Raw genomic sequence first — 25,403 nt, forward strand, 5'->3', positions numbered from 1 at the left:
AGCGTGCTGCGGCATGACCGGCACGCCGTACTCGCACTGCTCCTACTGTGGCGCCGCCTACCCGCCGGCCGCCGGCTGGCCCCGCGTCTGCGCGGCCTGCGGCGAGACCGTCTGGCGCAACCCGGTGCCGGTGGCGGTCGCGGTGCTGCCGGTCCGCACGGCCGAGGGCCTGGGCGTGGTGGTGGTCCGCCGGGACATCGAACCGGCCCGCGGCCTGCTCGCGCTGCCCGGCGGCTTCGTCGAGTACGGCGAGGAGTGGTCCGACGCGCTCGTCCGTGAGCTGCGGGAGGAGACCGGCCTGGTCGCGGCGGCCGAGGACGCCCGACTGTTCGCCGTGCAGGGCGCCCCGGCGGGCGGCACCATGATGGTCTTCGGGGTGCTGCCCGAGCAGCGGGCCGAGGACCTGCCACCGTCGGCGCCGACCGAAGAGGCGACCGAGTGGCTGGTGCTCACCGACCCGGTCGAGCTGGCGTTCTCCACCCACACCCGGGTGCTGGCCGACTTCCTCGCGGCGGAACGGACCGCCTGACCCCACCACGACGGGGTGGACGGTCAGCGGGGCAGGGCGTCGTCGGTGCCGGTCAGGTAACCGCTGGCCTGCAACTCGAACAGTTCCCGGTAGAGGCCACCGGACGCCATCAGCTCGTCGTGGTTGCCCTGCTGGACCAGTCGGCCCCGCTCCATCACGAAGATCCGGTCGGCGTGCCGGACGTTGGCCAACCGGTGGGTGATCAGGACGACAGCCCGGTCGGGGCTGCGGCGGAGGTGCTGGAACAGGGCGTGTTCGGCGCGGGCGTCCAGGGCCGCCGAGGGTTCGTCACAGATCAGCAGGGCGGCGTCCCGGTACAGGCCGCGGGCGGCGACCAACCGTTGCCACTGCCCACCGGAGAGTTCATGGCCATCCTTGAACTCCCGGTCGAGCAGCGTGTCGTAGCTGTTGGGCAGGCCGACGATCATGTCGTGGGCGGCAGCCGCGCCGGCCGCCTCCTGCACGCTCGGGCCGGATCGCCCGGGTGCGCGGTCGTGCCGCCCCACGCGGATGTTCTGCCCGGCGGTGAACGGAAACTTCCAGTACTCCTGGGTCATCACGGCCACCTGGCCACCGAGGCCGCGTGGGTCCAGCTCGACGGCGTCGACGCCGTCCCAGCGGATCACCCCACCGGTCGGCCGGTAGAGCCCGGCGATCAGCTTGGCCAGTGTGGTCTTGCCGGAGCCGTTCTCGCCGACCAGGGCGACCACCTCCCCCCGGCGCACTGTCAGACTCACCCGGTCCACGGCCGGCGTGTCGGTGTCTGGATACCTCAGGCTCACCTCGTCCAGCTCGATCACCTGGACGCCGTCGACCACGCGGTCGCCGCCGATCGGCACCCGCGCGTGGGCGCGGGACAGGAAGTCCCGGTAGTCCTGGTAGTAGAGGGCATCCTCGTAGAGCGAGTTCGTGGCGATGACCGCCACACCCAGGCTGTTCCGCGCCGACTGAAGGGCGAGCAGGGCGGTGGCCGCGGCGGCGAGGGCCACCATTCCGGCCAGCAGGAGGCCGCCGAGCACCGCGTACACCCCGAAGGTGGCCAGGCCCGCGACGGTCGCGCCGCCGACCCGCGTGCCGGTCTGGGCGCGGACCAACCGCAGTTGGGCCCGCGTCTCGACGGCCATCACGCCGCGATACTCGGCGAGCAGAAAGTCGCGCATCTGGTACGCGCGCACCTCGGCGGCGGTGTGTCGGTTGGCCATCAGGTGGGCCAGCATCCACATCCGCCGCTGCCGGGTGATCCGGGCCAGCATCGCCAGGTACTCACGGCGGGCCATCCGCACCGCGGTGATCGCCTGGGGCACCGCGGCGAGCAGCAGACAGGGCAGCAGCAGCGGTTGGATGACGGTCACCGCGACGGCGGTGGCCAGCATGCCGACCACGCCGGTGACCAGGTCGACAGTGTGGTCGACGATGTACGCGGCCTCCGCCATCCCCCGGTCCCGGGCCCGGTCCATCTCCTCGGCGAAGCCGGCGTCGTCGAAGGCGGCCAGCTCCACCGCCGTGGTGGCCTCGAACAGGCGCAACTCCACCTGATAGTTGATCTGCGGGGTCAGCCGGGCCTGGGCCCATCCGGCCGCGATCGCCAGACCCCCGCGCGCGGACACGGCCGCAGCCGCCACGACCAGCGCCGGCAGGGCCGCCCGGACCCGGTCCGGTGTGGGACCGGCGGCGAACAACTCGCTCAGCACGCTCGTCGTGGCCAGCAGGCCGAACGTGGTCATCACACCGGCGGCGACGTTCAGACCGATGGAGGCGAGCGTGTCCCGACGGTTGGTGGCCCAGGCCAGCCCGACCGCCTCGCGGACCAGTCGGGGCAGCCGGCGGGCCACCGCCCAGAAACCCGTGTGGGCGAACTCGTGCGCGTGGTGCAACCAGTCCGGGTCCTCCAACTCCGGCAACATCGTGCCGGCCGGCGGATCGCCCGGCTGGTCGGCGTCCTCGGCGGCGGTGCGCTGGCGGGCCATCGACTCCACGGACCCTCCTCGGGGGCGGGATCACCAACGCTGCCCGAGACTACTGCCGGCCACCGACCGCTGTCTCTAGGTAGTCGGCGCGTCGCCTGGCGCGTCCGGTACGCCCTCCGCGATCGGTAGCAGCACCCGGAAGGTGGTCCGCCCCGGCTCGGTCTCCACCCGGATGTCGCCGTGGTGCTTGTGCACGACGATCCGGTACGAGATGTCCAGCCCCAACCCGGTGCCCGCGCCCACCGGCTTGGTGGTGAAGAACGGCTCGAAGATGCGCGGCCGCACCTCCGGCGGGATACCCGGGCCGGTGTCCGTGATCTCCACCGCCAGCAGGTCGCCGACGAGTCCGGTGCGGACGGTCAACACACCCTTCTCGCCCATCGCGCCCAACGCGTTGTCGATCAGGTTGGTCCACACCTGGTTCAGCTCGGCCGCGTACGCCGGGACCGGCGGAAGGCCACGGTCGTACTCGCGGACCAGCTTGACCTCGGCGGGGATCTTCCCCTTGAACATCACCAGCGTGGCGTCGAGCAGGTCGTGCACGTCCACCACCCGGTGCGGTGCCCGGTCCAGCTGCGAGTACTGCTTGGCGGCGCCGACGAGGCCGGAGATCCGGGTGACCGAGTCCCCGATCTCGCGCATCAGCAACTCGGTGTCCACCGTGTAGGTGAGCCAGCGCACCGCCGCCTCCAGATCCGCGGCACCGACGGCGGCCTTCACCTGCGCCAACCAGGCCACGTCGAGACCGCCGCCCACCAGGATCGGCGCCAGGTCCCAGGCACCGTCGACCCCGTGCTCCTCCAGCCAGTCGGTGAGGGCGTCCTCGGCGTCGGCGGTCGCCATCGGCGTCAGCGTCGGCGCGGTGGCCACCCGGGCCACCGCCTCCTCCTGCAACGCCACCAGACCGTGCAGGGCGGTGCCGTCCAGCCGACCATCGGCGATCATGGCGAGCTTGTGCCGCATCCCGGCAACCCGGTCCCGCAACACCGACGTCGCCCGCACCGCCGCCGCGGCCGGATTGTTCAGCTCGTGGGTCAGCCCCGCCGACAACGAGCCGAGCGCCAGCAGCCGCTCCCGTTCACCGACGATGGTCTGCGAGTCCCGCATCCCGAAGAACAGCCCCTCCAGCAGGTGCATGGGCATCGGGAACCAGGACCGCAGGGCGTGCGCGAAGTCCTCCGCCGGCAGCACGAAGAAGTCCGCGTCGGTCACCGCCCGCAGGCTGTTGCGGTAGACCTGGTCGACCTGCTCACCCAGGTACGCCTGGGTGGCCCCGCCGTACACGCCGCGCTGGTCGGTCCGGCTGACCTCCACGTCGTCGCCGCGCACCAGACGGCTCAACGCCACCGCGCCGCGCACCAGCACGAAGAAGCAGGTCGCCGCCTCGCCCTCGGCGTACACGAGGGTGCCGCCGGCCCGCTGCTCGACCCGGCCATGCTCGGCCAACCAGTCGAGCTGCGCGTCGTCGAGGGCCTCGAACAGGAAAAGGGTACGCAGCTCCGCAGGTGTCAACCGATCAGACTCGGTGGTCACTGGGACTCCTTCGCTCGCGGCAGGGCTCGCCGAATCGGGCAGAGCTCGCCGAACCGGCTCATTGGGCTTCCAGGTAGCGGTGCACGAGCGACACGGCCATCGCACCCTCGCCGACGGCCGAGGCGACCCGCTTGACCGACTCGGCCCGCACGTCGCCGGCGGCGAACACGCCCGGCACGCTGGTCTCCAGGTGGTACGGGTCGCGTGACAACGACCAGCCCGCCGGCCGCCGCCCCCCGGCCAGCAGATCCGGGCCGGTGACGATGAAGCCGCGCTCGTCGCGGACCAGCACCCCGTCCAGCCAGTCGGTACGCGGCTCCGCGCCGATGAAGATGAACAGCCACGAGGTGTCCACCGAACGGGACTCCCCGGTGCGGGTGTCACAGAGCGTCAGCCGTTCCAGGTGACCCTCACCGGCCCCGCCGACCACCGCAGTGTGCGGGTGCACGGTGATCGAGTCGATCCGTTCCAACTGGTCGATCAGGTACCGCGACATCGAGGCGGTCAGGTCCGCGCCACGGATCAACAGGTGCACCCTCGACGCGTACCGGGAGAAGTGCACCGCAGCCTGCCCGGCCGAGTTGGCCCCGCCGACGATGTAGACGTCCTGCTCGACGCAGCTCGGCGCCTCGGTGGCGGCGGCGCCGTAGAACACCCCCCGGCCGGTGAGGTCCGCCAGCCCGGGAGCGTCGAGCACCCGGTACGACACCCCCGTCGCCAGCACCACGGTGTGCGCCGCGATCTCGCTGCCGTCGCCGAAGCGCAGCAGCCGGGCACCACCCGCCTCGCTGAGACCGACCACCTCACGGGCGCTGAGCAGCTCCGCGCCGAACTTCACCGCCTGCCGCCGGGCCCGATCGGTCAACTGCGCACCGGAGACACCGTCCGGGAAACCCAGGTAGTTCTCGATCCGGCTGCTCTGCCCGGCCTGCCCGCCGGTCGCCCGCCGCTCGACGAGCACGGTCCGCAGCCCCTCCGACGCCCCGTACACGGCCGAGCCGAGGCCCGCCGGACCGCCGCCGATCACCACCAGGTCGTAGAAGTCGGACGCCGGCACCACTGTCAACCCGGCCAGCGCGGCCAGCTCGGCCTCACTGGGGGCGATCAACGCCTTGCCCTCGGGCGTCACCACCAGCGGCACGTCCGCCTCGGTGGCACCGGCCGCGTCGAGCAACCGGACGCCCTCCGGGTCGTCCGACAGCATCCAGCGGTACGGCACCAGGTTGCGGGCCAGGAAGTCTCGAACCTTGAACGACGGCGCCGACCACCGGTGCCCGACGACCCGGATCTCGGCACTCGCCGCGTCCGGCGTGGCCGCCCACGCCTCCAGCAGCCCGTCGACCACCGGGTACAGCTTCTCCTCCGGCGGATGCCACGGCTTGAGCAGGTAGTGGTCCAGGTCCACCACGTTGATCGCCTCGATCGCGGCGTCGGTGTCCGCGTACGCGGTGAGGAGCACCCGGCGCGCCGCCGGGAAGATGTCCATGGCCGCCTCGAGGAACTCCACGCCGGTCATCTCCGGCATCCGGTGGTCGGCCAGCAGCAGCGCCACCTGTTCACCGCGCAGCTTGACCTCCCGCAGCGCGTCCAGCGCCTCCGGCCCCGACGAGGCCCGCAGCACCCGGTAGCGGTCGCCGTAGCGGCGCCGGACGTCCCGGGCCACCGCCCGGGACACCACGGGGTCGTCGTCGACGGTCAGGATCACCGGGTTAGCCATGGCGCCATGAAACCACCTGCCGTGGGTCCGCCGCACCGGGGCGTGCGGTACACCGCACGGTTGACCGGGCTCGGGACGGGTAAGCCGGGGAGCCGCGCGGGCCGCACCCCGGCCATCGCCCGGTTGCCGCGCACACTTCGGGGGGCCTATGGCGGACGCGACACCGACCCGAGGATCGACGTCGGGCTCGATCGTGGAGCTGCGGGTGCACGGCGTCTCCGGCGCGGGGGCGGACCAGGTGTTGGACCGACCGCACGTGCACCAGGTCGCCGGAGACCGCAGCGGCGGGTTCTACCGACCGCGTCCCGGCTACCCGGACTCGGCCGGGACCGACGGGGTGACGCTGGAGGCGTACCGCTGGAGTGACCTGCCCTCCGGCACGGCCGTCCGGACGCTGTCGCTGGTGTTCCTGCTGCCGTTCATGCTCTGCAACGTGGCGTTGTGGATGCGCCCGGCGAACACCGCCTCGAAGAGTGGTTTCATGGCGCTGTGCCGGGTGCTCGCCCTCACCCTCACCATGCTCTACGTGCTCTCCATCGTCGGCGTGGCGCTGGATCTCATCGCCTGGCGGTGCATGGGCACCCCGGCGTGCCTGGCCGGCCGGAGCTGGTTGTCCTGGCTCGGCGGGCGACCGACCGGGCTGCGCCTCGCTCTCCTGGCGTTGGTCCCGGTCGCCGCCATCGGGATCGTCTGGCGGCTGGGTTCCCGCCCGAGCCACTCCTTCGACGCGTTCCGGACCCCCTCCACGCCGGTGTCGAAGCACCGGTTGAGCGCGGTCGGCCAGTGGGACGGCGCCCCACTGGTGGGTCGACTGCGCTCGGTCCACGTCGCGGCAGCGTTCGCCACGCTGGACGGCAGTCTGCTGGCCGCGCGAGCCAGCCAGCACCGTTCGTGGACGATGATGATCCTCCTGACGGCCACCGGTGCGGTGCTGCTGGCCTGCCTGGTCATGGTCACGATGGTGCCGAGCATCGACCGGCCCAATCCGTCACCCCGCGTCGACGCCCTCTTCCGCACCCTGCGCACCCTCGCCTGCGGCCTGACCATCCTGGTAATCGTTCACATCGCCATCAGCCCGGCGCCGTGGCCGCAGGGCGGCGTGCTGCCCGGCTACAGCGCCATCGTCGCCTGGGTGTTCGTCAGCCAGACCGTGCTGGTGGTCAGCCTCGCCGCGCTGGTGCTCTGGCGGCGCGGTGGCGGGCAGCGACGCGCACCGCTGCGGGCGTTGGGCGCCCCGGTCTTCATCACGATCGCCGCCGAGCTGGCCGTGGCCTTCTCCGCCGAGTTGGTCTACCGGGGCGCGGACCTGCTCGACCGCAACGGGACGACGGCGGACAGCCTGGAAACCAGCCCTCCCCTGGCGTACAAATGGGCGATCTTCGGGTTTTTCCTGGCGGCGATGGCCGCCCTGTTGATCGCCGGCCTGGTCACGCGGCTGACCAGACCCGGACGGCGGCGGGCCGCGCGGGCGATCGTGGCCGCCGATTTCCCGGACGCGCCGCCGTCGGCGGCGAGCCGGCTGCGCCGCGTCGAACAGGCGGTGGCCCGGGCACGCTTCACCGAACGGGTGGAACCGCTCTCGGTGGTGTACGCCGGCCTGGCGGCTCTCGGCCTGTCCACCAGCGTGCTCGGCCTGCTCCAACTGCTCCCCGGCGACGTGGCGCAGCGCTACGTGGGGATACCGGAGAGCATGGTCGACTTCCTCATCGGGTTCGGCAGCTACCTCATCGCGGCGGTCGTACTCGGGCTGGTCATCGGCGGCATCTTCGCCTACCGGACGGCCGGGTTCCGGCGGTACGTGGGCGTGCTGTGGGACCTGGGCACCTTCTGGCCCCGGGCCGCGCACCCCTTCGCCCCGCCCTGCTACGCCGAGCGGGCCGTGCCGGAGCTCGCCAAACGGGTCAGCTACCTGGTCGAGCAGGGTCACGGGGTGCTGCTCGCCGGGCACAGCCACGGTTCGGTGCTGCTCGCCGCGACCGTGCTACAGCTGCCTCGGAGGATCACCGATCGCGTTGCCCTGCTGACCTACGGGTCCCCACTCGGACGGCTGTATTCACGGCTGTTCCCGGCGTACACCGACGACCCGGCGTTGCGGGAGATCGGCGAGCGCGTCGGCTGGCGGTGGCTCAACCTGTGGCGCGACACCGACCCGATCGGCGGCTGGATCTTCGCCTCCCAGCGACCCGGGCGGGCGGAGAAGCTGACCGGGCCGGCGGCGACAGTGGATCGCCGCCTGGTCGACCCAGCGGACGTGGTGCCCGCCCCCAGCGACAGCGTGCCGCCCCCGATCCTCGGGCACTGGCCGTGCGAGTCGCAGGACGCGTTCACCGAGGCGGAGCGGGACCTCATCGCGCGGCTGCGCCCCGCCCCCCTCCGGCGCGACTGAGCCGACCCACACCACAGCTCCGGCGGCCGGATATCGTCGCGGGGTGACTCCGTCCAAGCGACCCGAACGTCGGCTGATCGCCTCGAACAAGAAGGCCCGGCACGAGTACGAGGTGCTGCGCACGTACGAGGCGGGCATCGTGCTGGTCGGGACCGAGGTGAAGTCGCTCCGCGAGGGACGGGCCTCGCTGGTGGACGCGTTCGCGCACGAACGAGACGGCGAGATCGTGCTGTACGGCCTGCACATCGCCGAGTACACCTACGGCACGTGGACCAACCACGCACCCCGGCGCAACCGCAAGCTGCTGCTGCACCGGGCCGAAATCGACCGGATCCTCGACAAGGTCCGCGAGGGCGGGGTGACCATGGTCCCGCTGTCCATGTACTTCGAGAACGGTTACGCCAAGGTCGAGCTTGCGCTGGCGAAGGGCAAGCGCTCCTACGACAAGCGGCAGACGCTGGCCGAGCGGGACGCCAACCGGGAGATCGCCCGCGAGTTGGGCCGACACCTCAAGGGCCACCCCCGCCGCCCCTGACCGTCCTTCGTTCCATCCGGGTCGCGCGGGGGCGCGGGGTCGCGCGGGGGCACGGGGCCGTGCGGGTCGTTGCGCGTGCGGGTCGCGGCGCGGCTTTCGTGCGGCTCGCGGCGCGGCGCGTCCGGACATCGTTGACGTTCGACCGATGACGTGGTGTGCTCAGCCCTGAACCGTTAACGACAACGGTTTTCGTTAGCGATACGGAGGAGAACCATGTCACTCACCGTCCCGCCCGCCCTGCTCGACGCCGCCGAGCGCGGCCCCGTCGACGACGAGGCGTTCATCGCCTGCGTCCGCGACTCGCTCCCGTACGCCTGGGCCACCGTCAGCCGGGTGGTGGCCGAACTCGAGTCGGGCGACGCCGAACTGGCCGACAACGTCCTGCCGCCGCCCAGCGACGCCGACCGGGGGCAACTGCTCCGGGCACTGGCCAGCGACGCCATCCGCGCCGGCCTGGAACGACACTTCCGCGTACGCCTGGCCTTCCAGAACTGCCACCGCGTCGCCGCGTTCCGCCCATCGGCCGTCAACGGCGAGCGCTACCGCCGCTTCGTGTCGACCCGTGGCCAACTGCTCAACCAGTCGCCGGAGTTGCGCAACTGCTGACGGCACAGGGTGGACCCGCCGGGAACGCCGACGGGTCCACCCGTTCGCTATCGGCCGATCTTGTCCAACTCGGCGAGGTCGTCGCCGGAGAGCGGAAGGGCGGCGCCCGCGATGTTCTCGTGCAGGTGTGCCACGGAAGAGGTGCCCGGGATGAGCAGGATGTTCGGCGAACGGCGCAGCAACCAGGCCAGGGCCACCGACATCGGTGCCGCCGCCAGCCGGGCGGCCACTGTCGAGAGCACCGAGGACTGCAGGGGGCTGAAGCCGCCGAGAGGAAAGAACGGCACGTAGGCGACGCCCTGCTCGGCGAGCGCGTCGATCAGCTCGTCGTCCTGGCGGTGCGCGAGGTTGTACATGTTCTGCACACAGACGATCGGTGCGATCGCCTGCGCCTCGACAACCTGTTCCGGCAAGGCATTGCTCACTCCGAGATGCCGGATCAGGCCCTGCTGCTGAAGGACGGCGAGCGTCTCGAACGCCTCGGCGACCGAACCGGGTTGAGGTCCGGCGGCGTCGCCGAGCCGGAGGTTGACGAGGTCGAGCACGTCGAGACCGAGGGTCTCGAGGTTCTCGTGCACGGACCGGCGCAGGCTCTCCGGGTCACGGGCCGGAGGCCAGCCGCCCTGCTGGTCGCGGTTCGCGCCGACCTTGGTCACGATGTGCAGCGAATCGGGGTACGGGTGCAGCGCTTCCCGGATCAGCTGGTTGGTGACGTGCGGCCCGTACGCCTCGGAGGTGTCGATGTGGGTGATGCCATGCTCGACAGCCGCGCGCAGGACGGCGAGTGCGCCGTCGTGGTCGGCCGGCGGTCCCATGACCCAGGGGCCGGCCAGCTGCATAGCGCCGTAGCCGAACCGGGTGACCGTCAGGTCTCCCATCGTCCAGGTGCCGCCGGGAAGGGAGGTGGAGAGCATTTTTCTTACCCCTGACTCTCGTGTCGCACCGAGCGGTGCCGGTGCCTCGTCCTACCTGCTCCACTATCGGGGGGTAACTTCACTACAGGAAGTAGGCACCTGAAAGTGCGTAACTCCCTCAGCAGCAGGAGGAGCGGTTCGATGACGACGACGGCGGCGCAGAAGAGAGCTCAGGCCAAGGTGGAATACGACACGTTCCTGGCCCAGTGCCCGAGTCGCAAGCTGCTCGACCGCATCGCGGACAAGTGGGTCACCCTGGTTCTGGCCGCGTTACGCACCGACGGCTCGCACCAGTTCGGCGCCGACTGCGCTGGCGATCCCCGGCCGCTGCGGTACTCGGAGTTGTCGCGCCTGCTGGCCGGAGTCAGTCAGAAGATGCTGACCCAGACGCTGCGCTCCCTGGAACGCGACGGTCTGGTCACCCGCACCGTGGTGCCGACCGTGCCCGTCACCGTCACCTACGAGCTGACCGAGCTCGGCGTCTCCCTGCACCAGGTGATCCGCGGTCTGAAGGGCTGGGCCGAGACGCACGTGGACGACGTGCTCGCCAACCGGGCGGCGTACGACAACCAGCAGACCTGAGCGCGGCCACGACGCCGGCCAGCGGCTCCGCACCGCGGGACGCAACGACCAGGCCGAACGCACCACCAGGTGCGCACCTGCGGGCACAGAACCCCTCAGGAGTCCGCAGACACGGCCCGTTCCGGCCTTTCGCGCTCGCAGGTGCGGCAATTAGGGTGGACCGGTGACGATATTCCGGATCGGTGAAGCGGCCGACCTGCTCGGTGTCAGCAGCGACACGATCCGCCGCTGGGTGGACGCCGGGCGGCTGACGGCCGGGCGCGACGAGCACGGCCACCGGGTGATCGACGGCGTCGACCTGGCCGCCTTTGCCCGCGCGCAGGCCGCCGACCCGGACGCGGGCGCCGAGTTCTCGTCGGCCCGCAACCGGCTGCGCGGCATCGTCGTGGACGTCCGCAAGGACACGGTGATGGCCCAGGTCGACATCCAGGCCGGCCCGTTCCGCGTCGTCTCGCTGATGAGCCGGGAGGCGGTCGACGAGCTCGACCTGCGCGTCGGTTCGGTGGCCGTCGCGGTGATCAAGTCGACGACGGTCGTGGTGGAGCGGGCCGCACCGGCCGCGAGCAGGGGAAGGCAAAACTGATGAATGCGCGCGCGATGCTCACGGCGATGGCCTTCGTGGTGACTGTCGCCGGTTGCGGCGCGGGCGACGACCGGACCTCCGGCGGTGCCGCGGACGGTCGGGGCGTCGGCGCGGTGACGGTGTTCGCGGCCGCCTCGCTGACCGAGTCGTTCACCCGGATCGGGAAGGACTTCGAGGCCGCCAACCCGGGCAGCACGGTCACCCTCAACGTCGCGGGCAGCTCGGCCCTGGCCAACCAGATCAACCAGGGCGCGCCGGCCGACGTGTTCGCCTCGGCCGCCCCGGCGAACATGGCCACCGTCACCGGGGCCGGCAACGCCGATGGCACGCCGAGCATCTTCGCCCGCAACCAGTTGGTCATCGCGGTGCCCCGGGGCAACCCGGAGGGGGTCAAGGGGCTGGCCGACCTCGGCAAGCCCGACGTGAAGGTGGCACTGTGCGCGCAGCAGGTGCCGTGCGGCGCGGCGGCGCGTACCGCCCTGGATTCGGCCGGCATCACGCTGACGCCGGCCACCCTTGAGCAGGACGTCAAGGGCGCGCTCGCCAAGGTGAAGCTGGGTGAGGTCGACGCGGCACTGGTCTACCGCACGGACGCGCGGGCGGCGAGCGCCGACGTGACCGCTGTGGAGTTCCCCGAGTCGGCGCGGGCGGTCAACGACTACCCGATCGTCGCGCTGAAGGACGCGCCGAACCCGTCCGGCGCACGGGCCTTCGTCGCGTACGTCCGCTCGGCGGCGGCGCAGGCGGTCCTCGTCGAGGCCGGCTTCCAGGCGCCGTGAGCCGGTTCCTCGATCGCGCCCGCCGGGGCGGACGGCCAGCTCGCGAAATGAGCGGCTCGTCGTGCGCGGAGCGCGGTTCTCACCCGTCCCGGCGGCGGGGGCGGGTGCCGGCGGCGCTGCTGGTCCCCGCCGGGCTGGGGCTGCTGTTCCTCGTCCTACCGTTGGCCGGGCTGGTGATCCGGGCACCGTGGACGACCCTGCCGGGGCGGCTCACCGAGCCGGGCGCGCTGACCGCTCTGCGGCTGTCGGTGCAGACCGCGACCCTCGCCACAGTGCTCTGTCTGGTGCTCGGGGTGCCGCTGGCCTGGATGCTGGCCCGGGTCGACTTCCCCGGCCGCCGGCTGGTACGCGCGCTGGTCACCGTGCCGCTGGTGCTGCCGCCGGTGGTCGGTGGGGTGGCACTGTTGTTGGTCTTCGGTCGGCGTGGGCTGCTCGGCGGTTGGCTCGACGCCACCTTCGGCATCACCCTGCCCTTCACCACAACGGGTGTCGTGCTGGCCGAGTCGTTCGTGGCCATGCCGTTCCTGGTCATCGCCGTGGAGGGAGCCCTCCGTGCCGCCGACCACAGGTTCGAGGAGGCCGCCGCGACGTTGGGTGCCAGCCGGTGGACCACCTTCACCCATGTGACGCTGCCGCTGGTGGCGCCCGGACTGGCCGCCGGCGCGGTGCTCTGCTGGGCGCGGGCGCTCGGCGAGTTCGGTGCCACCATCACCTTCGCCGGCAACTATCCCGGCCGGACGCAGACCATGCCACTCGCCGTCTACCTGGCGTTGGAGACCGACCTGGAGTCCGCGATCGTGCTCAGCCTGGTGTTGCTCGTCGTGTCGGTCGGGATCCTGGTCGCGTTGCGCGACCGCTGGATGACCAGCGCATGACCGCCCCGCTGCTCGACGCCCGGCTCGTCGTCGACCGGGGTACGTTCCGACTCGACGTGCCGTTACGGGTCGCTCCCGGCGAGGTCGTCGCGCTGCTCGGCCCCAACGGTGCCGGCAAGACCACCGCGCTTCGTGCCCTGGCCGGGCTGCACCCCCTCACCGACGGCCACGTCACGCTCGACGGCGTCGACCTGGACCGTCCGGCGACGCGGGGTTGGGTGCCCACCGAACGCCGGTCGATCGGTGTGGTCTTCCAGGACTACCTGCTCTTTCCGCACCTGAGCGCACTGGACAACGTGGCGTTCGGGCCGCGTCGGCACGGTGTCGACCGGCGCACGGCCCGCGCGACGGCCCGGGACTGGCTCGACCGGGTGGGGCTCGACGGTCAGGCGCACCGTCGCCCTCGGCAGCTCTCCGGTGGTCAGGCACAACGGGTGGCGCTGGCACGCGCGTTGGCGCTCGCGCCGTCGCTGTTGCTGTTGGACGAGCCGCTCGCGGCCCTGGACGCCCGCACCCGGCTGGAGACGCGCGCCGAGCTGCACCGCCATCTGGCCGCGCACCCGGGCGCGACGCTGCTGGTCACCCACGACCCGTTGGACGCCCTTGCCTTGGCGGACCGGCTGGTCATCGTCGAGGGCGGGCGGGTGGTCCAGGAGGGTGACGGGCCGAGCGTCACCGCCCGCCCGCGCACCGACTACGTCGCCAGGCTGGTGGGGCTGAACCTTTACCGGGGCAGGGCCGACGGTCTCGGGGTACGGGTCGCGCCGGAGCTGACCCTCGCCGTCGCGGACCGGCTGGACGGTGAGGCGTTCGTGGCGTTCCGGCCGGCGGCGGTGGCCCTGCACCGGAGCCGACCGGAGGGCAGCCCGCGCAACACCTGGGCGGGGACGGTGGCCGGTGTCCAGCGGCACGGCGACAACCTTCGGGTGCAGGTGGACGGGCCGATCGAGGTGGCCGCCGACGTCACGCCGGCCGCTGTCGCCCAGTTGCGGCTGGTCCCTGGTCAGCGCGTGTGGGTGGCCGTCAAGGCAGCCGAGACGCACGCCTACCCGGCCACCGGCTGATCGCGCTCCGACCTCAGCCCACCGAGTGGACCAAGGCCCAAGGGATCACGCGGCGTGCACGGACCGCAGTGCCAGGAAGCCTTCAGCCGGCGAGCAGATCGGTGTGCGCGGCACGCAGTCGGGCCAGCGCGGGGTCGCTGCCCGGAATGACGCGGCGATCCAGCTCGGCCCAGGCCTCGGCCAGCGCCGCGCGGACCGCACTCAACTCTGCGGCGTGTCGTTGACTGCTGCGTCGGTGCTGATCGTCGAGGCGTCGGGCCCAACCGGCGGTGACGGTGGCGAGCCGGTCGGCGTCGGCGCGGGCCTGTGCGCCGCTGCGGGCGGCCGCGGCGGGGACGATCGCGGCGACCGGGCGGGGGTCGCCGTCGCGGGTGACGACGGTGACCGCGTCGGTCAGCTCGGCCAGCGCGACGAGCTGGCTGAACCGGGTGCGCGCCTCGCGCAGCGGCACGGAACGCGGCGGGTCGGAGTGAGGGGTGAGCGCGGGGACGGCCATGAATGCATGGTGTCGCCCGGGTACGACAGAATTCCGTCGTCAGTGGACGGTGGCCGGCGATCCGCTCGCCCCGCCCAGCCACTCGTCGGCCAGCACCGACCAGATTTCGAGGTCGATCCGCCCGTGCGGACCGGGCCTGAGCTGGCGGAGTGTGCCGTCGAGGCGTAGACCGAGTCGACGGGCGAGGGCCTTGCTGCGGACGTTGTCGGCGTTGGTCCGCCACTCCACCCGGTGGATGCCGCGCTCGCGGACCGCCCAGTCGACGATCCGGCGGATGGCTGGCGCGACCATGCCCCTGCCCTCGGCTGCCGGCTCCACCCAGCATCCGACCTCGCAGGCGCCGCTGGCCGCGTCGAACGACACGAAGATGACCCCGCCGACGAGGGTGCCCTGCCACCACAGGCCCCACATGCCTCCGCTGTCGCTGGCCCAGCGGTCGGCGTACCGCTGCAACACCGCTCGGGCCGAGGCCAGGTCGGTGGCGGCGAAGGACGGCGACACCCAGGGCTGGATGTGCTCGCGGGCGCGGTCCATGTGGGCGAGGAACTCCTCGGCCCGCCACGGCTCCAGTGGGCGGAGCTCGACATCCTCGGTCAGCGGCAGGGCGAACACCGGGCCTCCGCGAAGGTGAGTGGGCAACGACGGGTAGCAGACTCGCACAGGGCCGCGATTCGGTCGCGGCCCGGGGCCGCTCACTCCGGCAGGTGGGTACGCAGGGCGGCGAACTGGGCCACGGTCAGGTACGACGGGTTGGCCGCCTGTGGCTGGCGCAGAACCTCCAGGCCGGCGAGCCGGTCGTCGGCGCGCACCAGCTGCCGGGGCAGTCGGTCGTGTTCGGGGAGGATGCGCAGGTCCAGGGGCACCGACCACTGTTGCCCGGGTGGGCCCGGCTCGGCGGCACCGGTGAGCCGGCCGATCCCCCACACCCCGTAGCGCAACCGTTGGCGGCTGCCGCTGGCCCAGAAGACCACGGCCTGCCCGGCGCTCATCATCCGCGTCCGGTAGCCGGGGCGTACGCACCAGGAGGTCACCAGCGGGTCTCGGGCGAAGCGGTCGGCGAGGTCGACACCGTCGGCGTTGCCCTTGATCAGCCAGGCTCCCAGGTCGTCGAGGCGTACCAGCGGCTCGGTCATCCGCCTATCCTGCCCCGGCCACAGCCGACGCAATCAGATGATCATGTGGGTCCAGTAGCTAAGCCAGAGCACGAACAGCACCCCCTGCACGACGGCGAGTGTCGCGGTCAGCCAGACGTCGACGCCGGCGTGGCGAGCCCAGCGAGCCAGGACCAGCGCCACCGGGAACGCGGCGAGCAGGTAGCGCAGCAGACTCTTGTACACCGCCGGGCCCATGGACAGCGGCACGAGCACCATGAGTACGCCGTACACCAGGTAGGGCAGTTCCCGACGGCGGAACCCGGCGGCCAGCACGACCAGCACGACCACGGCGAACCAGACCCGGGCGGCGTCGCGGGGCTCACCGACCAGCCCGTGCCACAGCACCGGCAGCGGGTTCTGCACCCTGATTCCCCACCCGGTCTCCTGGGCGTGCTGGTAGGCGAACCAGTCTCCGCCGCGCCACCGGCAGTACGCCATGAAGGTGAACCATCCGGCGGGCAGGAGCAGCAGCGGCCAGCCGACCCGTAGGTAGCCGAGCAGGGCGCGGGGGCCGAGCCGCCAGTCGTGCTGACGGAGCAGTACGAGGGCCAACGGCAGCGCCAGGAGCAGGCCGACGGACCGGCTCATCGCCAGGAAGTAGCCGATGACGCCGACGAGCAGCCAGCGGCTCCGCTCGGCGTGGTAGAAGGCGGCCAGCGCGAGACAGACGAAGAGCGACTCGGTCAGCGCGGCCTGGAACAGGAAGGCCGTCGGCAGCAACACCAGGTACCTGGTGAACCGGCGGGCGGATTCCGCGTCGCCGAGCAGCAGTTCGGCGAGTCGGTAGCCGTACCAGAGGGCCAGCAGGAAGGCGACGTTGCTGATCAGCAGCAGGGCGAGCGCCGTGTCGCCGCCGAGCAGCGCGCCGACCGGGCGGGCCAGGAACGGGTACAGCAGGGGGAAGCCGAAGTCCCGCCACGGTCCGGTCAGGGGCAGCTCGGCCAGCCGCAGGTAGAGCAGCGAGTCCCAGGCGAACCAGAAGGAGATCCACCGGTGCCCGGAGATGTCGCGCTGCTGGGCCCACATCAGCGCCTCGTCCGCCGGGGGCGCGCCGGGGATGCCGTCCCAGGCGTGCAGGACCAGCAGACCGAGCACGGTCAGGAGCAGCTTCGCGCCGAGGAACAGGCCGATCACGTACGCCCAGGGCGTCGGCACCCGACGGGCCAGGCGGGCTGCGCTGTGGCTGGCCGCGGCAGTGCGCGCGGCCAGCCTCGCCGCGCCGCCTCGCCACCGGTGCATCCGCCCCGCTCCCCCGGTCCGCCGGCCCGCTCGTCTAGCGCGGGTGTCGCCCCTCCCGTTGTACGCCGCCGCATGCCAGGCCGAAGCGGAAATCACCCAGGACAAGGGTGACAATCGGTGCAGAACGGGTACGCGCCGCATCTCAACCATGACGGTGGGCAGGGAGCGCGGCACCATGAGCGAGCAGCACGGCACGGTGGTCATCGGCGCGGGGCCGGCGGGGCTCACGGCCGCGTACGAACTGCTCCGGCACGGCCTGCCGGTCCAGGTGTTCGAGGCCGACGAGGTGGTCGGTGGGATCAGCCGGACCGTGGAACGCGACGGGTGGCGGTTCGACATCGGCGGGCACCGGTTCTTCACGAAGGTGCCCCGGGTGGAGGCGTTCTGGCACGAGATCCTGCCGGACGAGGACTTCCTGACCCGACCCCGGATGAGCAGGATCTTCTACCGGGGCGCGTTGTTCAACTACCCGCTCAGCGCCATGAACGCGCTGCGCAACCTGGGGCTGCCGGAGGCGGCCCGCTGCCTCGGCTCGTACGCCCGGGCCCGACTACGCCCGCCCCGGGACCAGTCGCACTTCGAGGGCTGGGTGTCGGCCCGCTTCGGCTGGCGGCTGTACTCGATCTTCTTCAAGACCTACACCGAGAAGGTCTGGGGTATGCCGGCGGACCGGTTGCAGGCCGACTGGGCCGCGCAGCGGATCAAGAACCTGTCGCTGGCCGCTGCCATCCGCAACGCGCTGCTGCCCAGCCGCCGGCGCACCGACGTGACCAGCCTGATCGAACAGTTCCAGTACCCGAAGTACGGGCCGGGCATGATGTGGGAACGCTGCGCCGAGCAGGTCCGCGAGCGTGGCGGTCAGCTGTCGACCGGCAGCTGGGTCACCGCCGTGCACCGTGACCCGGAACGACGGCGGGCCATCAGCGTGACCGTCGGCGGCGCGGGCGGGCAGCGCACCCAGCCGGCCGACCACGTCATCTCGTCCATGCCGATCTCGGAACTGGTGGCCGCGCTGCGCCCGCCGGCGCCCCCGGAGGTGCTGGCCTGCGCCGCCGACCTGCGCTACCGCGACTTCCTGACCGTCGCGCTGGTGGTGCCGGCGGAGTTCTCGTTCCCGGACAACTGGATCTACGTGCACGACCCGGGGGTACGGGTGGGCCGGATCCAGAACTTCGGCTCCTGGTCGCCGTACCTCGTCAAGGACGGCCGCACCTGCCTGGGCCTGGAGTACTTCGTGTTCGAGGGCGACGAGATGTGGCGTACCCCCGATGCCGACCTCGTGGCGTTGGCGACCGCGGAGCTGGAGCGGTTGGGGTTGGTCCGACCCGGTGTGGTGGAGGCCGGCTACGTCGTGCGCATGCCGAAGGCCTACCCGGTGTACGACGAGCGCTACCAGCACAACGTGGACGTGATCCGGGAGTGGCTGGCCGAGGCGGTCCCGAACGTGCACCCGGTGGGCCGCAACGGCATGCACCGCTACAACAACCAGGACCACTCGATGCTCACCGCGATGCTCACCGCCGAGAACATCGCCACCGGCAGTACGCACGACGTCTGGTCGGTCAACGTGGAGCAGGACTACCACGAGGAATCCGCCGGCGGCGACGGTCGGCGGGGCACCGGCCGGGACGCCCCGGTGCTGCCCAGTCGCATCGTCGCCGCCCCGATCACGGCACCCGTCGGGGTCCGCGCCGCCGACGACGGCGACCGGTCCGCGCAGGCGCCGCTGGTCTGACGAGGGGTACGCCTCCGGCCGGTCCTGCCCGGGTCGTCGACACGCCGCCCTGCGATGGTGGTGGCCGGACGTGAACCTGCCGGGCCCTCACGCCGACTGAACAGGCGAAGGAGGGCCGATGAGCGATGAGTTGCTGGTGGTCCGCTGTCAGCTCGGTGAGCGGGAGGCGTTCGCCGAGCTGGTGCAGGGCTGGCATCCGGCGGTCGAGCGGTACGTCGGGCGGATGCTCGGCGGATCCGACGACGACGTGGTGCAGGAGATCTGGTTGGCGGTGTTCCGGGGGTTGCCGAAACTGCGGCAGCCGGACCGGTTCACCCCGTGGTTGTTCGCCATCGCCCGTCGGGCGGTGATGAACCGGCTGCGGGCCGCGTACGCGCGTCCAGATCCCGAGCCGATCGACGACCTGCCGGGCGACGACGAGGCGGAGGAGATCGTCAACCGGGAGACGTTGGCCGGCGCGCTGGCGGCGCTGCCCGTCCGGGAACGGGAGGTGCTCTTCCTCTTCTACCTGGAGGATCTGCCGCTGGACGCTTGCGCGCAGATTTGCGCGGTACCCGTCGGCACCGTCAAGTCGCGGCTCAACCGGGCCCGCAGGATGTTACGCACCGAACTGGTACGGAAGGGGTACGAGGCATGACGCCGGAAGAGGTGCTGGCACGACTCGACGCGCCGCTGTCGCTGCGCAGGCGGGTCGGTTACCTGGCCGTGGCTCTCGCCGGTCTGACCGGGAGCGCCCTCATCGGTCTGCTCTGGGCAACCGAGCCCGGGTTGCCGCCCCGCACGGCCGCGGCCTTCGCGGTCCTGGTGGCGATCGGCCTGTGCTGGGCGGTGTTCGGCGGCTGGGCCGTGACCCGACGGACCTCGTTGTTCGCCCAGGATCGGGTGGTCGCCGGATGGCTCGGCCTCGGCGCGTGGCTGGTGTTCACGGCCGGCGCGGCGGTCATCACAATGCCGCGACACACGCTCGAACCGTCGCTGCTGGCCGTCGTGCTCACGCTGGGCGCGGTGGCGGTGGTGAACCTGTGGGCGGCTCGCCGGGCGAGAGCGGCACTGCTGCGCCGCCGGGACGCGTTGGCCGGGGCGGCGACGCGCGACGGGTGACCCGTCAGCGCCGTTCGAGCAGGCCACGCTCGGTCATGTAGGTCCGCAGCGTCTCGGCGTCCTCGGCGGTCATCAGCCAACGGGGGATCACGGTCGCCGGCATCCGGTCGACGTACACGATCCAGAAGTCCGGGGTGTCCTTCACCCGCGTGACCCCGTCCCAGGCGATGCCGCCGGACTCCGAGCCGCTGCGCATCATGATGTTGTCGTCGGTGATGTCGTAGGCGCCGTCGACGGCGTAACCACCGGACCGGCGGCGGGCGCGCCAGCGCACCCAGGGCAGGAACAGCATCGACAGCACGCCGGCCAGGACCAGAGTCGTCCACAGCCCGGTGATGCGCTCGCCGGCCGCCGAACCCCGCGAGACGGCGAAACCGATCACCCCGACCGCCGCCAGCACCGCGCCGACATAGAGGAACCGGCGCAGGCGGACCCCGCCGAGCGCGGCGGCCACCCGGCCGGGATAGGCGGGATCGGCGGGTACGTCGAAACGGATGTGCACGCCAGAACGATAGTGCCCCCGCCCGCGCCCGACGTTCTCAGACACCCGCCGGCCGCATCCTGACAACCGGGTGAGGCAGTCTGGGATGGTGAACGTCCACGAGCCCGCCGACGATTTCCGGGTGCCCCGGGCCCAGGTCGGGTCCAGTCCGCAGCATCTGCTGGCGACAGTGCTCGGCGAGTATCTCGACTCCTCGGACGCCGACCTGCCGTCGGCGGCGGTCATCGCGATCCTGCGGGAGTTCGGGATCAGCGAACCCAGTGCCCGCTCCGCCCTGTCCCGGCTGGTGAAGCGTGGTCTCATCGCGACCCGGGGGAACGGACGGCCGCCGGTCTACCACCTCACACCGTGGGCGATCGCCCGGCACCGCTCCCGGATGCGGCACTTCCTGACCTTCGGCGCCCACCCGCCGCAGTGGACCGGCGCATGGGTGCAGGCGTCCTTCTCGATCCCGAGCTCCGGCCAGGCCGCCCGGCACGCGGTCCGCAGGTCGTTGGGCGCACTCGGGTTCGTGGGCCTGTACGACAGCGTGTGGATCCGGCCGGGGTCCGACGCCGCTCCGGCGCGGGAGGCGCTCGACGGCCTGTTGCACCACGTCGCGGGAGCCCGGTGGTCGGTCCTGCACGTCCGGTTCGACGAGGAGTCCGGGCCGCACGGTCCGGCTGCCGCGTACGACCTGACCAGCCTCGCGTCGGCGTACTCGGATTTCATCGAGCGGTACGCGGACCTGCGGGTGGCCGCCCGCGACGGCACGCTCGACCCCGCCGGGGCGTTGGTGGCGCGGACGTCGGCGATGGATTCCTGGCGCCGGTTCGCGGACATCGACCCGGACCTGCCCGAGCATCTACTGCCGCAGCCCTGGCCTCGCCGGCGGGCCAGGGAGACCTTCCTGGACATCCACTGCGCGCTCGGTTCGCTGGCCCAGGCGCGTCTCGTCGAGGTGGCCACCCCGCACTGGCCCGACGCCGCCTCGTGGGTCACGCACTTCCAGGCTTCGAGGGACGAGCCGACCACAGACCCTTCACATTGACACTTATCGTTGCGCCGGTGATAGTAACTGCACACAGCTCCCGCCGCGCCGCCGGGTGGTGGACCCCGCCCACCTCCACCCGGCCCGCGGCCAACGCCACCACCCCTGGTCGGACGTAAACGGACGTCCGCCGCGGCCGGGAGCACCGTCGCGACATCCGCTGGAGGGCGAATGAGAAGAACGTCGAAGATCTCCGTGGGCCTGGCGGCCATCCTCGTCCCGGTCACCTCGATGATCATGGCGGTCGGCGTGACGCCGGCCAACGCCGCGATCGGTGGATCCGGTCCCTATCCCGCCGACTACGAGACGTCGGCCAGCCTGGCCAACCACACCATCTTCCGGCCTCAGAACCTCCCGACCGAGCGCCTCCCCATCGTCGCGTGGGGCAACGGCGGCTGCTCGGGCAATGGGCTCTCCCAGGGCAACTTCCTCCGCGAGATCGCCTCCCACGGTTTCCTCGCCATCGCCAACGGAGCACCGAACGGCTCCGGCTCCACCACCTCGCAGATGCTCACCCAGTCCATCGACTGGGCGTTCGCGGAGAACTCCCGGCAGGGCAGCAAGTACTACAACAAGATCGACACCACGAAGGTCGCCGTCGCGGGCTTCTCCTGCGGAGGCCTGGAGGCGTACGCCGTCTCCAACGACCCGCGCGTCACCACGACCGGCATCTTCAGCAGCGGTCTGCTGAACGACGCCGACGACTACCAGCTCCGGAGGCTGACCAAGCCGATCGCCTACTTCGTCGGCGGGCCCAGCGACATCGCCTACCCGAACGCCATGGACGACTGGGGCAAACTGCCGGCCGGCCTGCCCGCGTTCATGGGCAACCTGAACGTCGGACACGGCGGCACCTACGACCAGACCAACGGCGGCGAGTTCGGCCGGGTCGCGACGCTGTACCTCAAGTGGCGCCTCAAGGGTGACAACACCGCCGGCGCCAACTTCGTCGGCGCCAACTGCGGGCTGTGCCGCACCCAGTGGACCGTCCAGCAGAAGAACCTGACGCTCGACGACACCCCGCCGCCCACGACGCCTCCGCCGACCACCCCGCCGCCCACCACCCCGCCGCCGACGACCCCGCCGCCCAGCGGTGGTGCCTGCACCGCGGTCTACGCCGTCCAGGACCAGTGGAACGGCGGATTCGTCGCCAACGTCAGCGTCACCGCCGGCACCGCCGCCCTGACCGGCTGGCGGGTCACCCTCACCCTGCCGAGCGGGGCGGCCGTCACCTCGCTGTGGAACGGCGTCGCCAGCGGCACCAGCGGCACTGTCACCGTCGCCAACCAGAGCTACAACGGACGCCTGGCCGCCGGTCAGGGCACCAGCTTCGGATTCCAGGGCACCGGAAACGGGAGCGGCACCACCGCCACCTGCACCGGAAGCTGACACCGCTCGGCGGGCCGGCGCATCGACGCCGGCCCGCCGAGCAGGTTCCTTCCCTGCCGATGGAGGTCAGGGACGGACCCTGCTCGCCGACTCTCAGCGCGCCAACGCGTGCAGTGGGCGACCGAGGCATCGTCCGTCATCGGAGCGTCAGGTCCACCGCTCCGGGCTTCGGCCTGTCGGACGCGACCCCTCATCATTGAGCGGTGACGACCTCTGCCGCACTGCCCACCGATCTCGGTGTGTTCTCGCTGGCCGTACCCCCACTGTTCGCCGCGCTGGCTCCGGCGCGGAACGTCCTCATCGCCGGGGCGGGCGGTGGCTTCGACGTGTACGCGGGCCTGCCGTTGGCACTCGCCCTGTGGCGCGGCGGCGCGCAGGTGCATCTGGCCAGTCTGTCCTTCTCGGAACTCGAACTGATCGACCAGGAGGCGTGGACCGCGGAGCACGTCGCCGCCGTGCAGCCGGGCACCACCAGCCCGGACTGGTACTTCCCCGAACGGACGCTCGCCCGGTGGCTGGCGGCCCAGGATCTGCCGTCGACCGTGTACGCCTTCCCACCGCTCGGTGTCCAACCGCTCCGGGCCGCGTACCGGCACCTGGTCGAGAAACTCGACATCGACGCGGTCGTGCTTGTCGACGGCGGCACCGACATCCTGCTGCACGGCGACGAGAGCAACCTCGGCACACCGGTGGAGGACATCACCAGCCTGGCGGCGGTGACCGCGTTGGACGTCCCGATCAAGCTGGTGACCAGCCTCGGCTTCGGCATCGACGCCTACGACGGCGTCAACCACGTCGAGGTGCTGGAGAACCTCGCCGCGCTCGACCGCGACGGCGGGTACCTCGGCGCCCTGTCCATCCCCGGTTCCAGCCGGGAGGCCGCGCTCTACCGCGACGCGGTCGCCGACGCCCAGGCCGCCACCCCGGACCGGCCGAGCATCGTGCAGGGACAGATCGCCGCCGCCACCAGCGGCGCGTTCGGAGACGTCCGGTTCAGTCGGCGTACCGGCGGCGGAGACCTGTTCGTCAACCCGCTGATGGCGATGTACTTCACTGTCGACCTCGACGAACTCGCCGCCCGATGCCTGTACCTCGACCGTATCGAGAACACCGTCGGCAGACGGCAGGTCATCACGCGCATCCAGGCCTTCCGCGAGGAGTTCCTGAACACCCGCATCCCCCGCGCGTTCCCGCACTGAACGCCGGGGCGCGTCGGCCGTGGGTGAGGGCCGCCCGGCCCTGACGCATCACTCCGCCGGGCCCGCCGAGCGGCGGACGTAGGAGACCATTGCCCCGACCAGCAGCACCGCGCCGACGAAGAAGTAGGTGTTGATGGCCAGGCCGGCCCAGAACTCACCAGTGGAGATGTCCTGGGCCCCCACGAACCCACCACGACGGACACCCGTCACCATCAGCAGGTTCTCGACCATCCCCGGAACACCCCGGACGACGAGCAGGACACTTCCGAACCACAGCGGCGTCAGGATCAACCACCGGGGCAGGGATCGAGCCCGTGGACGCGCCGTCGCGACGACGACGGCCGCGCCGGCGGTCGACATCACGATGAGTACGGCGTTGAAGACTATGTAGGTCGTCGTGCCGCCGGGGCTGTCGGCGCTCGGATCGTCGCCGGGGAAGAACAGCAGGACCACATGGGACACCACGAAGAAGATCAACCAGGCGAGGGCGCCGTACGCCCACCGGCGGCTCGTGACAAGGGGCATGGGAGCACCTTCGCTCGGCCGGCGCGATGACGCCTCCCGCCGTCGGTGGTGCCGACTCCCCCCGCAGGGGGATCTTGGCCCCCGTCAGGGCTTGCGGGCAACCGCGCCGTAGATGGAGGCGTCGGCCAGTGGCGGCCGCTGCTCCGGTGGCACCTGCGGCCGCCATTCGGTGACCGGGACGATGCCCGGCTCGGCCACCTCCAGGCCGCTGAAGAAGCGGGCGAACTCGGCGCGGTCGCGGGGCACGGCGTCCTGCTTCATCCGGCCGGCGGCGAACTCGGCCTCCATCCGTCTGACGATCTCGACGGGAACGTGGTCGGTGGTGAAGTGGGTCAGGGCGAGCCAACTCCCCGACGGCAGCGCGTCGAGCAGCCGGGCGACCTGCTCGTGCGGGCGGTCGGCGTCGGTGAGGAAGTGCGTCACGGCAATCAGCACCAGGGCCACCGGCTGGGACAGGTCCAGTGTGGCGTGCAACTGCGGGTCGGCGAGGATCTTCTCCGGGTCGCGCAGGTCGGCGTCGAGGTAGGCGGTGGCACCGGACGGATCGCTGGTCAGCAACGCGCGGGCGTGGACCAGCACCATCGGGTCGTTGTCGACGTAGACCACCCGGGCCTCGGGGGCGACGGACTGCGCCGCCTCGTGGGTGTTGTCCGCGCTCGGGATGCCCGTGCCGATGTCGAGGAACTGTCGGACGCCGGCCTCCCGGGCGAGGAACCGCACCGCCCGGCCGAGGAAGGCCCGATTCTCCCGGGCGAGGGTGCGTACCCCGGGGTAGACGGCGGCGATCTGGTCGCCGGACTCCCGGTCGACGGCGAAGTTGTCCTTGCCGCCGAGCCAGTAGTTGTAGCGGCGGGCCGGGTGCACCACGCTCGTGTCGATCCGGTCCGACGGTGATGGTGTCGTCACGTGACCTCCCCAGGTCGACCGCCACCGATCGTAGGGGAAGAACTCCGCTGTGGTGAC

Annotated in this window: 26 protein-coding genes; 15 read left to right on the forward strand and 11 right to left on the reverse strand. The window is 71.7% G+C overall.

Annotated features, from left to right (window positions below; translation table 11 throughout):
- The first annotated feature begins 13 nt into the window (after positions 1–13).
- Positions 14–529, forward strand: coding sequence for an NUDIX domain-containing protein (locus O3438_RS07075; RefSeq protein WP_269679164.1), 516 nt, complete (start codon positions 14–16; stop codon positions 527–529).
- Between the two features lie 23 nt (positions 530–552).
- On the opposite strand, the gene O3438_RS07080 is transcribed toward O3438_RS07075, so the two are convergent.
- The 3 genes from O3438_RS07080 to O3438_RS07090 all read right to left on the reverse strand — a co-directional run bounded on the left by O3438_RS07080 (position 553) and on the right by O3438_RS07090 (position 5,746).
- Positions 553–2,496, reverse strand: coding sequence for an ABC transporter ATP-binding protein (locus O3438_RS07080; protein ID WP_269683591.1), 1,944 nt, complete (start codon positions 2,494–2,496; stop codon positions 553–555).
- A 75-nt stretch (positions 2,497–2,571) separates the two neighbouring features.
- Complete coding sequence (locus O3438_RS07085) at positions 2,572–4,029, reverse strand: ATP-binding protein (RefSeq protein ID WP_269679165.1); 1,458 nt, start codon at positions 4,027–4,029, stop codon at positions 2,572–2,574.
- Between the two features lie 58 nt (positions 4,030–4,087).
- Positions 4,088–5,746 carry an FAD-dependent oxidoreductase gene (locus tag O3438_RS07090; RefSeq protein WP_269679166.1) on the reverse strand — a complete coding sequence of 553 codons (1,659 nt, stop codon included), beginning with the start codon at positions 5,744–5,746 and terminating at the stop codon, positions 4,088–4,090.
- A 148-nt stretch (positions 5,747–5,894) separates the two neighbouring features.
- Here O3438_RS07090 and O3438_RS07095 point away from each other — a divergent pair, with 148 nt between their 5' ends.
- From O3438_RS07095 to O3438_RS07105, 3 genes are all read left to right on the forward strand, one after another.
- A complete protein-coding gene (locus O3438_RS07095) occupies positions 5,895–8,132 on the forward strand; it encodes a hypothetical protein (protein WP_269679167.1) in 2,238 nt (745 codons plus the stop codon).
- 43 nt (positions 8,133–8,175) lie between these two features.
- Positions 8,176–8,667 carry an SsrA-binding protein SmpB gene (gene smpB, locus O3438_RS07100; RefSeq protein ID WP_269679168.1) on the forward strand — a complete coding sequence of 164 codons (492 nt, stop codon included), beginning with the start codon at positions 8,176–8,178 and terminating at the stop codon, positions 8,665–8,667.
- A 213-nt stretch (positions 8,668–8,880) separates the two neighbouring features.
- Positions 8,881–9,273, forward strand: coding sequence for an SCO5389 family protein (locus tag O3438_RS07105; protein WP_269679169.1), 393 nt, complete (start codon positions 8,881–8,883; stop codon positions 9,271–9,273).
- Positions 9,274–9,320: 47 nt separating this feature from the next.
- Here the strand turns inward: O3438_RS07105 and O3438_RS07110 are convergent, their stop codons facing one another.
- A complete protein-coding gene (locus tag O3438_RS07110) occupies positions 9,321–10,187 on the reverse strand; it encodes an aldo/keto reductase family oxidoreductase (RefSeq protein ID WP_269679170.1) in 867 nt (288 codons plus the stop codon).
- Positions 10,188–10,328: 141 nt separating this feature from the next.
- Here O3438_RS07110 and O3438_RS07115 point away from each other — a divergent pair, with 141 nt between their 5' ends.
- The 5 genes from O3438_RS07115 to O3438_RS07135 all read left to right on the forward strand — a co-directional run bounded on the left by O3438_RS07115 (position 10,329) and on the right by O3438_RS07135 (position 14,070).
- Positions 10,329–10,769: a winged helix-turn-helix transcriptional regulator gene (locus tag O3438_RS07115; RefSeq protein WP_269679171.1), complete on the forward strand. Its 441-nt coding sequence runs from the start codon at positions 10,329–10,331 to the stop codon at positions 10,767–10,769.
- 163 nt (positions 10,770–10,932) lie between these two features.
- Positions 10,933–11,352 (forward strand): TOBE domain-containing protein, encoded by a 420-nt coding sequence (locus O3438_RS07120; protein WP_269679172.1) that lies wholly within the window; start codon positions 10,933–10,935, stop codon positions 11,350–11,352.
- Positions 11,352–12,131 (forward strand): molybdate ABC transporter substrate-binding protein, encoded by a 780-nt coding sequence (gene modA / locus O3438_RS07125; protein WP_269679173.1) that lies wholly within the window; start codon positions 11,352–11,354, stop codon positions 12,129–12,131. The genes O3438_RS07120 and modA overlap by 1 nt, the downstream gene beginning before the upstream one ends.
- Before the next feature lie 47 nt (positions 12,132–12,178).
- Entirely contained in the window at positions 12,179–13,006 is an 828-nt protein-coding gene (locus O3438_RS07130) for an ABC transporter permease (RefSeq protein WP_269679174.1), read from the forward strand.
- A complete protein-coding gene (locus O3438_RS07135; RefSeq protein WP_269679175.1) occupies positions 13,003–14,070 on the forward strand; it encodes an ABC transporter ATP-binding protein in 1,068 nt (355 codons plus the stop codon). Before O3438_RS07130 ends, O3438_RS07135 begins: the two co-directional genes overlap by 4 nt.
- An 82-nt stretch (positions 14,071–14,152) precedes the next feature.
- Here the strand turns inward: O3438_RS07135 and O3438_RS07140 are convergent, their stop codons facing one another.
- The 4 genes from O3438_RS07140 to O3438_RS07155 all read right to left on the reverse strand — a co-directional run bounded on the left by O3438_RS07140 (position 14,153) and on the right by O3438_RS07155 (position 16,959).
- On the reverse strand, positions 14,153–14,566 hold the full coding sequence (locus O3438_RS07140; RefSeq protein WP_269679176.1) for a type II toxin-antitoxin system Phd/YefM family antitoxin: 414 nt from the start codon (positions 14,564–14,566) through the stop codon (positions 14,153–14,155).
- A gap of 39 nt (positions 14,567–14,605) precedes the next feature.
- Positions 14,606–15,178, reverse strand: coding sequence for a GNAT family N-acetyltransferase (locus tag O3438_RS07145; RefSeq protein WP_269679177.1), 573 nt, complete (start codon positions 15,176–15,178; stop codon positions 14,606–14,608).
- Positions 15,179–15,258: 80 nt separating this feature from the next.
- Positions 15,259–15,699, reverse strand: a complete 441-nt coding sequence (locus tag O3438_RS07150; protein WP_269679178.1) for a hypothetical protein — start codon at positions 15,697–15,699, stop codon at positions 15,259–15,261.
- A 33-nt stretch (positions 15,700–15,732) separates the two neighbouring features.
- Positions 15,733–16,959 carry a hypothetical protein gene (locus O3438_RS07155; protein WP_269679179.1) on the reverse strand — a complete coding sequence of 409 codons (1,227 nt, stop codon included), beginning with the start codon at positions 16,957–16,959 and terminating at the stop codon, positions 15,733–15,735.
- Between the two features lie 175 nt (positions 16,960–17,134).
- Here O3438_RS07155 and O3438_RS07160 point away from each other — a divergent pair, with 175 nt between their 5' ends.
- From O3438_RS07160 to O3438_RS07170, 3 genes are all read left to right on the forward strand, one after another.
- Positions 17,135–18,694 (forward strand): NAD(P)/FAD-dependent oxidoreductase, encoded by a 1,560-nt coding sequence (locus tag O3438_RS07160; RefSeq protein ID WP_269679180.1) that lies wholly within the window; start codon positions 17,135–17,137, stop codon positions 18,692–18,694.
- Between the two features lie 118 nt (positions 18,695–18,812).
- On the forward strand, positions 18,813–19,331 hold the full coding sequence (locus O3438_RS07165; RefSeq protein ID WP_269679181.1) for an RNA polymerase sigma factor: 519 nt from the start codon (positions 18,813–18,815) through the stop codon (positions 19,329–19,331).
- Positions 19,328–19,795, forward strand: coding sequence for a hypothetical protein (locus tag O3438_RS07170; RefSeq protein WP_269679182.1), 468 nt, complete (start codon positions 19,328–19,330; stop codon positions 19,793–19,795). The genes O3438_RS07165 and O3438_RS07170 overlap by 4 nt, the downstream gene beginning before the upstream one ends.
- A 4-nt stretch (positions 19,796–19,799) precedes the next feature.
- Here the strand turns inward: O3438_RS07170 and O3438_RS07175 are convergent, their stop codons facing one another.
- The gene (locus O3438_RS07175) at positions 19,800–20,297 is read right to left on the reverse strand and encodes a YcxB family protein (protein WP_269679183.1); all 498 of its coding nucleotides are present in this window, start codon (positions 20,295–20,297) and stop codon (positions 19,800–19,802) included.
- Between the two features lie 88 nt (positions 20,298–20,385).
- Here O3438_RS07175 and O3438_RS07180 point away from each other — a divergent pair, with 88 nt between their 5' ends.
- The 3 genes from O3438_RS07180 (at position 20,386) to O3438_RS07190 (ending at position 23,915) form a co-directional block, all read left to right on the forward strand.
- Entirely contained in the window at positions 20,386–21,327 is a 942-nt protein-coding gene (locus O3438_RS07180; protein WP_269679184.1) for a PaaX family transcriptional regulator, read from the forward strand.
- A 171-nt stretch (positions 21,328–21,498) separates the two neighbouring features.
- Positions 21,499–22,716 (forward strand): cellulose binding domain-containing protein, encoded by a 1,218-nt coding sequence (locus tag O3438_RS07185; RefSeq protein WP_269679185.1) that lies wholly within the window; start codon positions 21,499–21,501, stop codon positions 22,714–22,716.
- Between the two features lie 203 nt (positions 22,717–22,919).
- The gene (locus tag O3438_RS07190) at positions 22,920–23,915 is read left to right on the forward strand and encodes a DUF1152 domain-containing protein (protein ID WP_269679186.1); all 996 of its coding nucleotides are present in this window, start codon (positions 22,920–22,922) and stop codon (positions 23,913–23,915) included.
- Positions 23,916–23,963: 48 nt separating this feature from the next.
- On the opposite strand, the gene O3438_RS07195 is transcribed toward O3438_RS07190, so the two are convergent.
- A complete protein-coding gene (locus O3438_RS07195; RefSeq protein ID WP_269679187.1) occupies positions 23,964–24,440 on the reverse strand; it encodes a hypothetical protein in 477 nt (158 codons plus the stop codon).
- An 84-nt stretch (positions 24,441–24,524) separates the two neighbouring features.
- Positions 24,525–25,346 (reverse strand): SAM-dependent methyltransferase, encoded by an 822-nt coding sequence (locus O3438_RS07200; RefSeq protein WP_269679188.1) that lies wholly within the window; start codon positions 25,344–25,346, stop codon positions 24,525–24,527.
- Between the last annotated feature and the right edge of the window lie 57 nt (positions 25,347–25,403).

The sequence above is a fragment of the Micromonospora sp. WMMC250 genome (assembly GCF_027460215.1).
Lineage (GTDB): Bacteria > Actinomycetota > Actinomycetes > Mycobacteriales > Micromonosporaceae > Micromonospora > Micromonospora taraxaci.

Excerpts from the sequence above, each read along its gene's own strand:
- O3438_RS07075 (WP_269679164.1), top strand. The coding sequence starts at position 14 with ATGACCGGCACGCCGTACTCGCACTGCTCCTACTGTGGCGCCGCCTAC.
- O3438_RS07080 (WP_269683591.1), bottom strand. The coding sequence starts at position 2,496 with ATGGCCCGCCAGCGCACCGCCGCCGAGGACGCCGACCAGCCGGGCGAT.
- O3438_RS07090 (WP_269679166.1), bottom strand. The coding sequence starts at position 5,746 with ATGGCTAACCCGGTGATCCTGACCGTCGACGACGACCCCGTGGTGTCC.
- O3438_RS07095 (WP_269679167.1), top strand. The coding sequence starts at position 5,895 with ATGGCGGACGCGACACCGACCCGAGGATCGACGTCGGGCTCGATCGTG.
- O3438_RS07105 (WP_269679169.1), top strand. The coding sequence starts at position 8,881 with ATGTCACTCACCGTCCCGCCCGCCCTGCTCGACGCCGCCGAGCGCGGC.
- O3438_RS07110 (WP_269679170.1), bottom strand. The coding sequence starts at position 10,187 with ATGCTCTCCACCTCCCTTCCCGGCGGCACCTGGACGATGGGAGACCTG.
- O3438_RS07115 (WP_269679171.1), top strand. The coding sequence starts at position 10,329 with ATGACGACGACGGCGGCGCAGAAGAGAGCTCAGGCCAAGGTGGAATAC.
- modA (WP_269679173.1), top strand. The coding sequence starts at position 11,352 with ATGAATGCGCGCGCGATGCTCACGGCGATGGCCTTCGTGGTGACTGTC.
- O3438_RS07130 (WP_269679174.1), top strand. The coding sequence starts at position 12,179 with ATGAGCGGCTCGTCGTGCGCGGAGCGCGGTTCTCACCCGTCCCGGCGG.
- O3438_RS07135 (WP_269679175.1), top strand. The coding sequence starts at position 13,003 with ATGACCGCCCCGCTGCTCGACGCCCGGCTCGTCGTCGACCGGGGTACG.
- O3438_RS07140 (WP_269679176.1), bottom strand. The coding sequence starts at position 14,566 with ATGGCCGTCCCCGCGCTCACCCCTCACTCCGACCCGCCGCGTTCCGTG.
- O3438_RS07150 (WP_269679178.1), bottom strand. The coding sequence starts at position 15,699 with ATGACCGAGCCGCTGGTACGCCTCGACGACCTGGGAGCCTGGCTGATC.
- O3438_RS07155 (WP_269679179.1), bottom strand. The coding sequence starts at position 16,959 with ATGCACCGGTGGCGAGGCGGCGCGGCGAGGCTGGCCGCGCGCACTGCC.
- O3438_RS07160 (WP_269679180.1), top strand. The coding sequence starts at position 17,135 with ATGAGCGAGCAGCACGGCACGGTGGTCATCGGCGCGGGGCCGGCGGGG.
- O3438_RS07165 (WP_269679181.1), top strand. The coding sequence starts at position 18,813 with ATGAGCGATGAGTTGCTGGTGGTCCGCTGTCAGCTCGGTGAGCGGGAG.
- O3438_RS07170 (WP_269679182.1), top strand. The coding sequence starts at position 19,328 with ATGACGCCGGAAGAGGTGCTGGCACGACTCGACGCGCCGCTGTCGCTG.
- O3438_RS07185 (WP_269679185.1), top strand. The coding sequence starts at position 21,499 with ATGAGAAGAACGTCGAAGATCTCCGTGGGCCTGGCGGCCATCCTCGTC.
- O3438_RS07195 (WP_269679187.1), bottom strand. The coding sequence starts at position 24,440 with ATGCCCCTTGTCACGAGCCGCCGGTGGGCGTACGGCGCCCTCGCCTGG.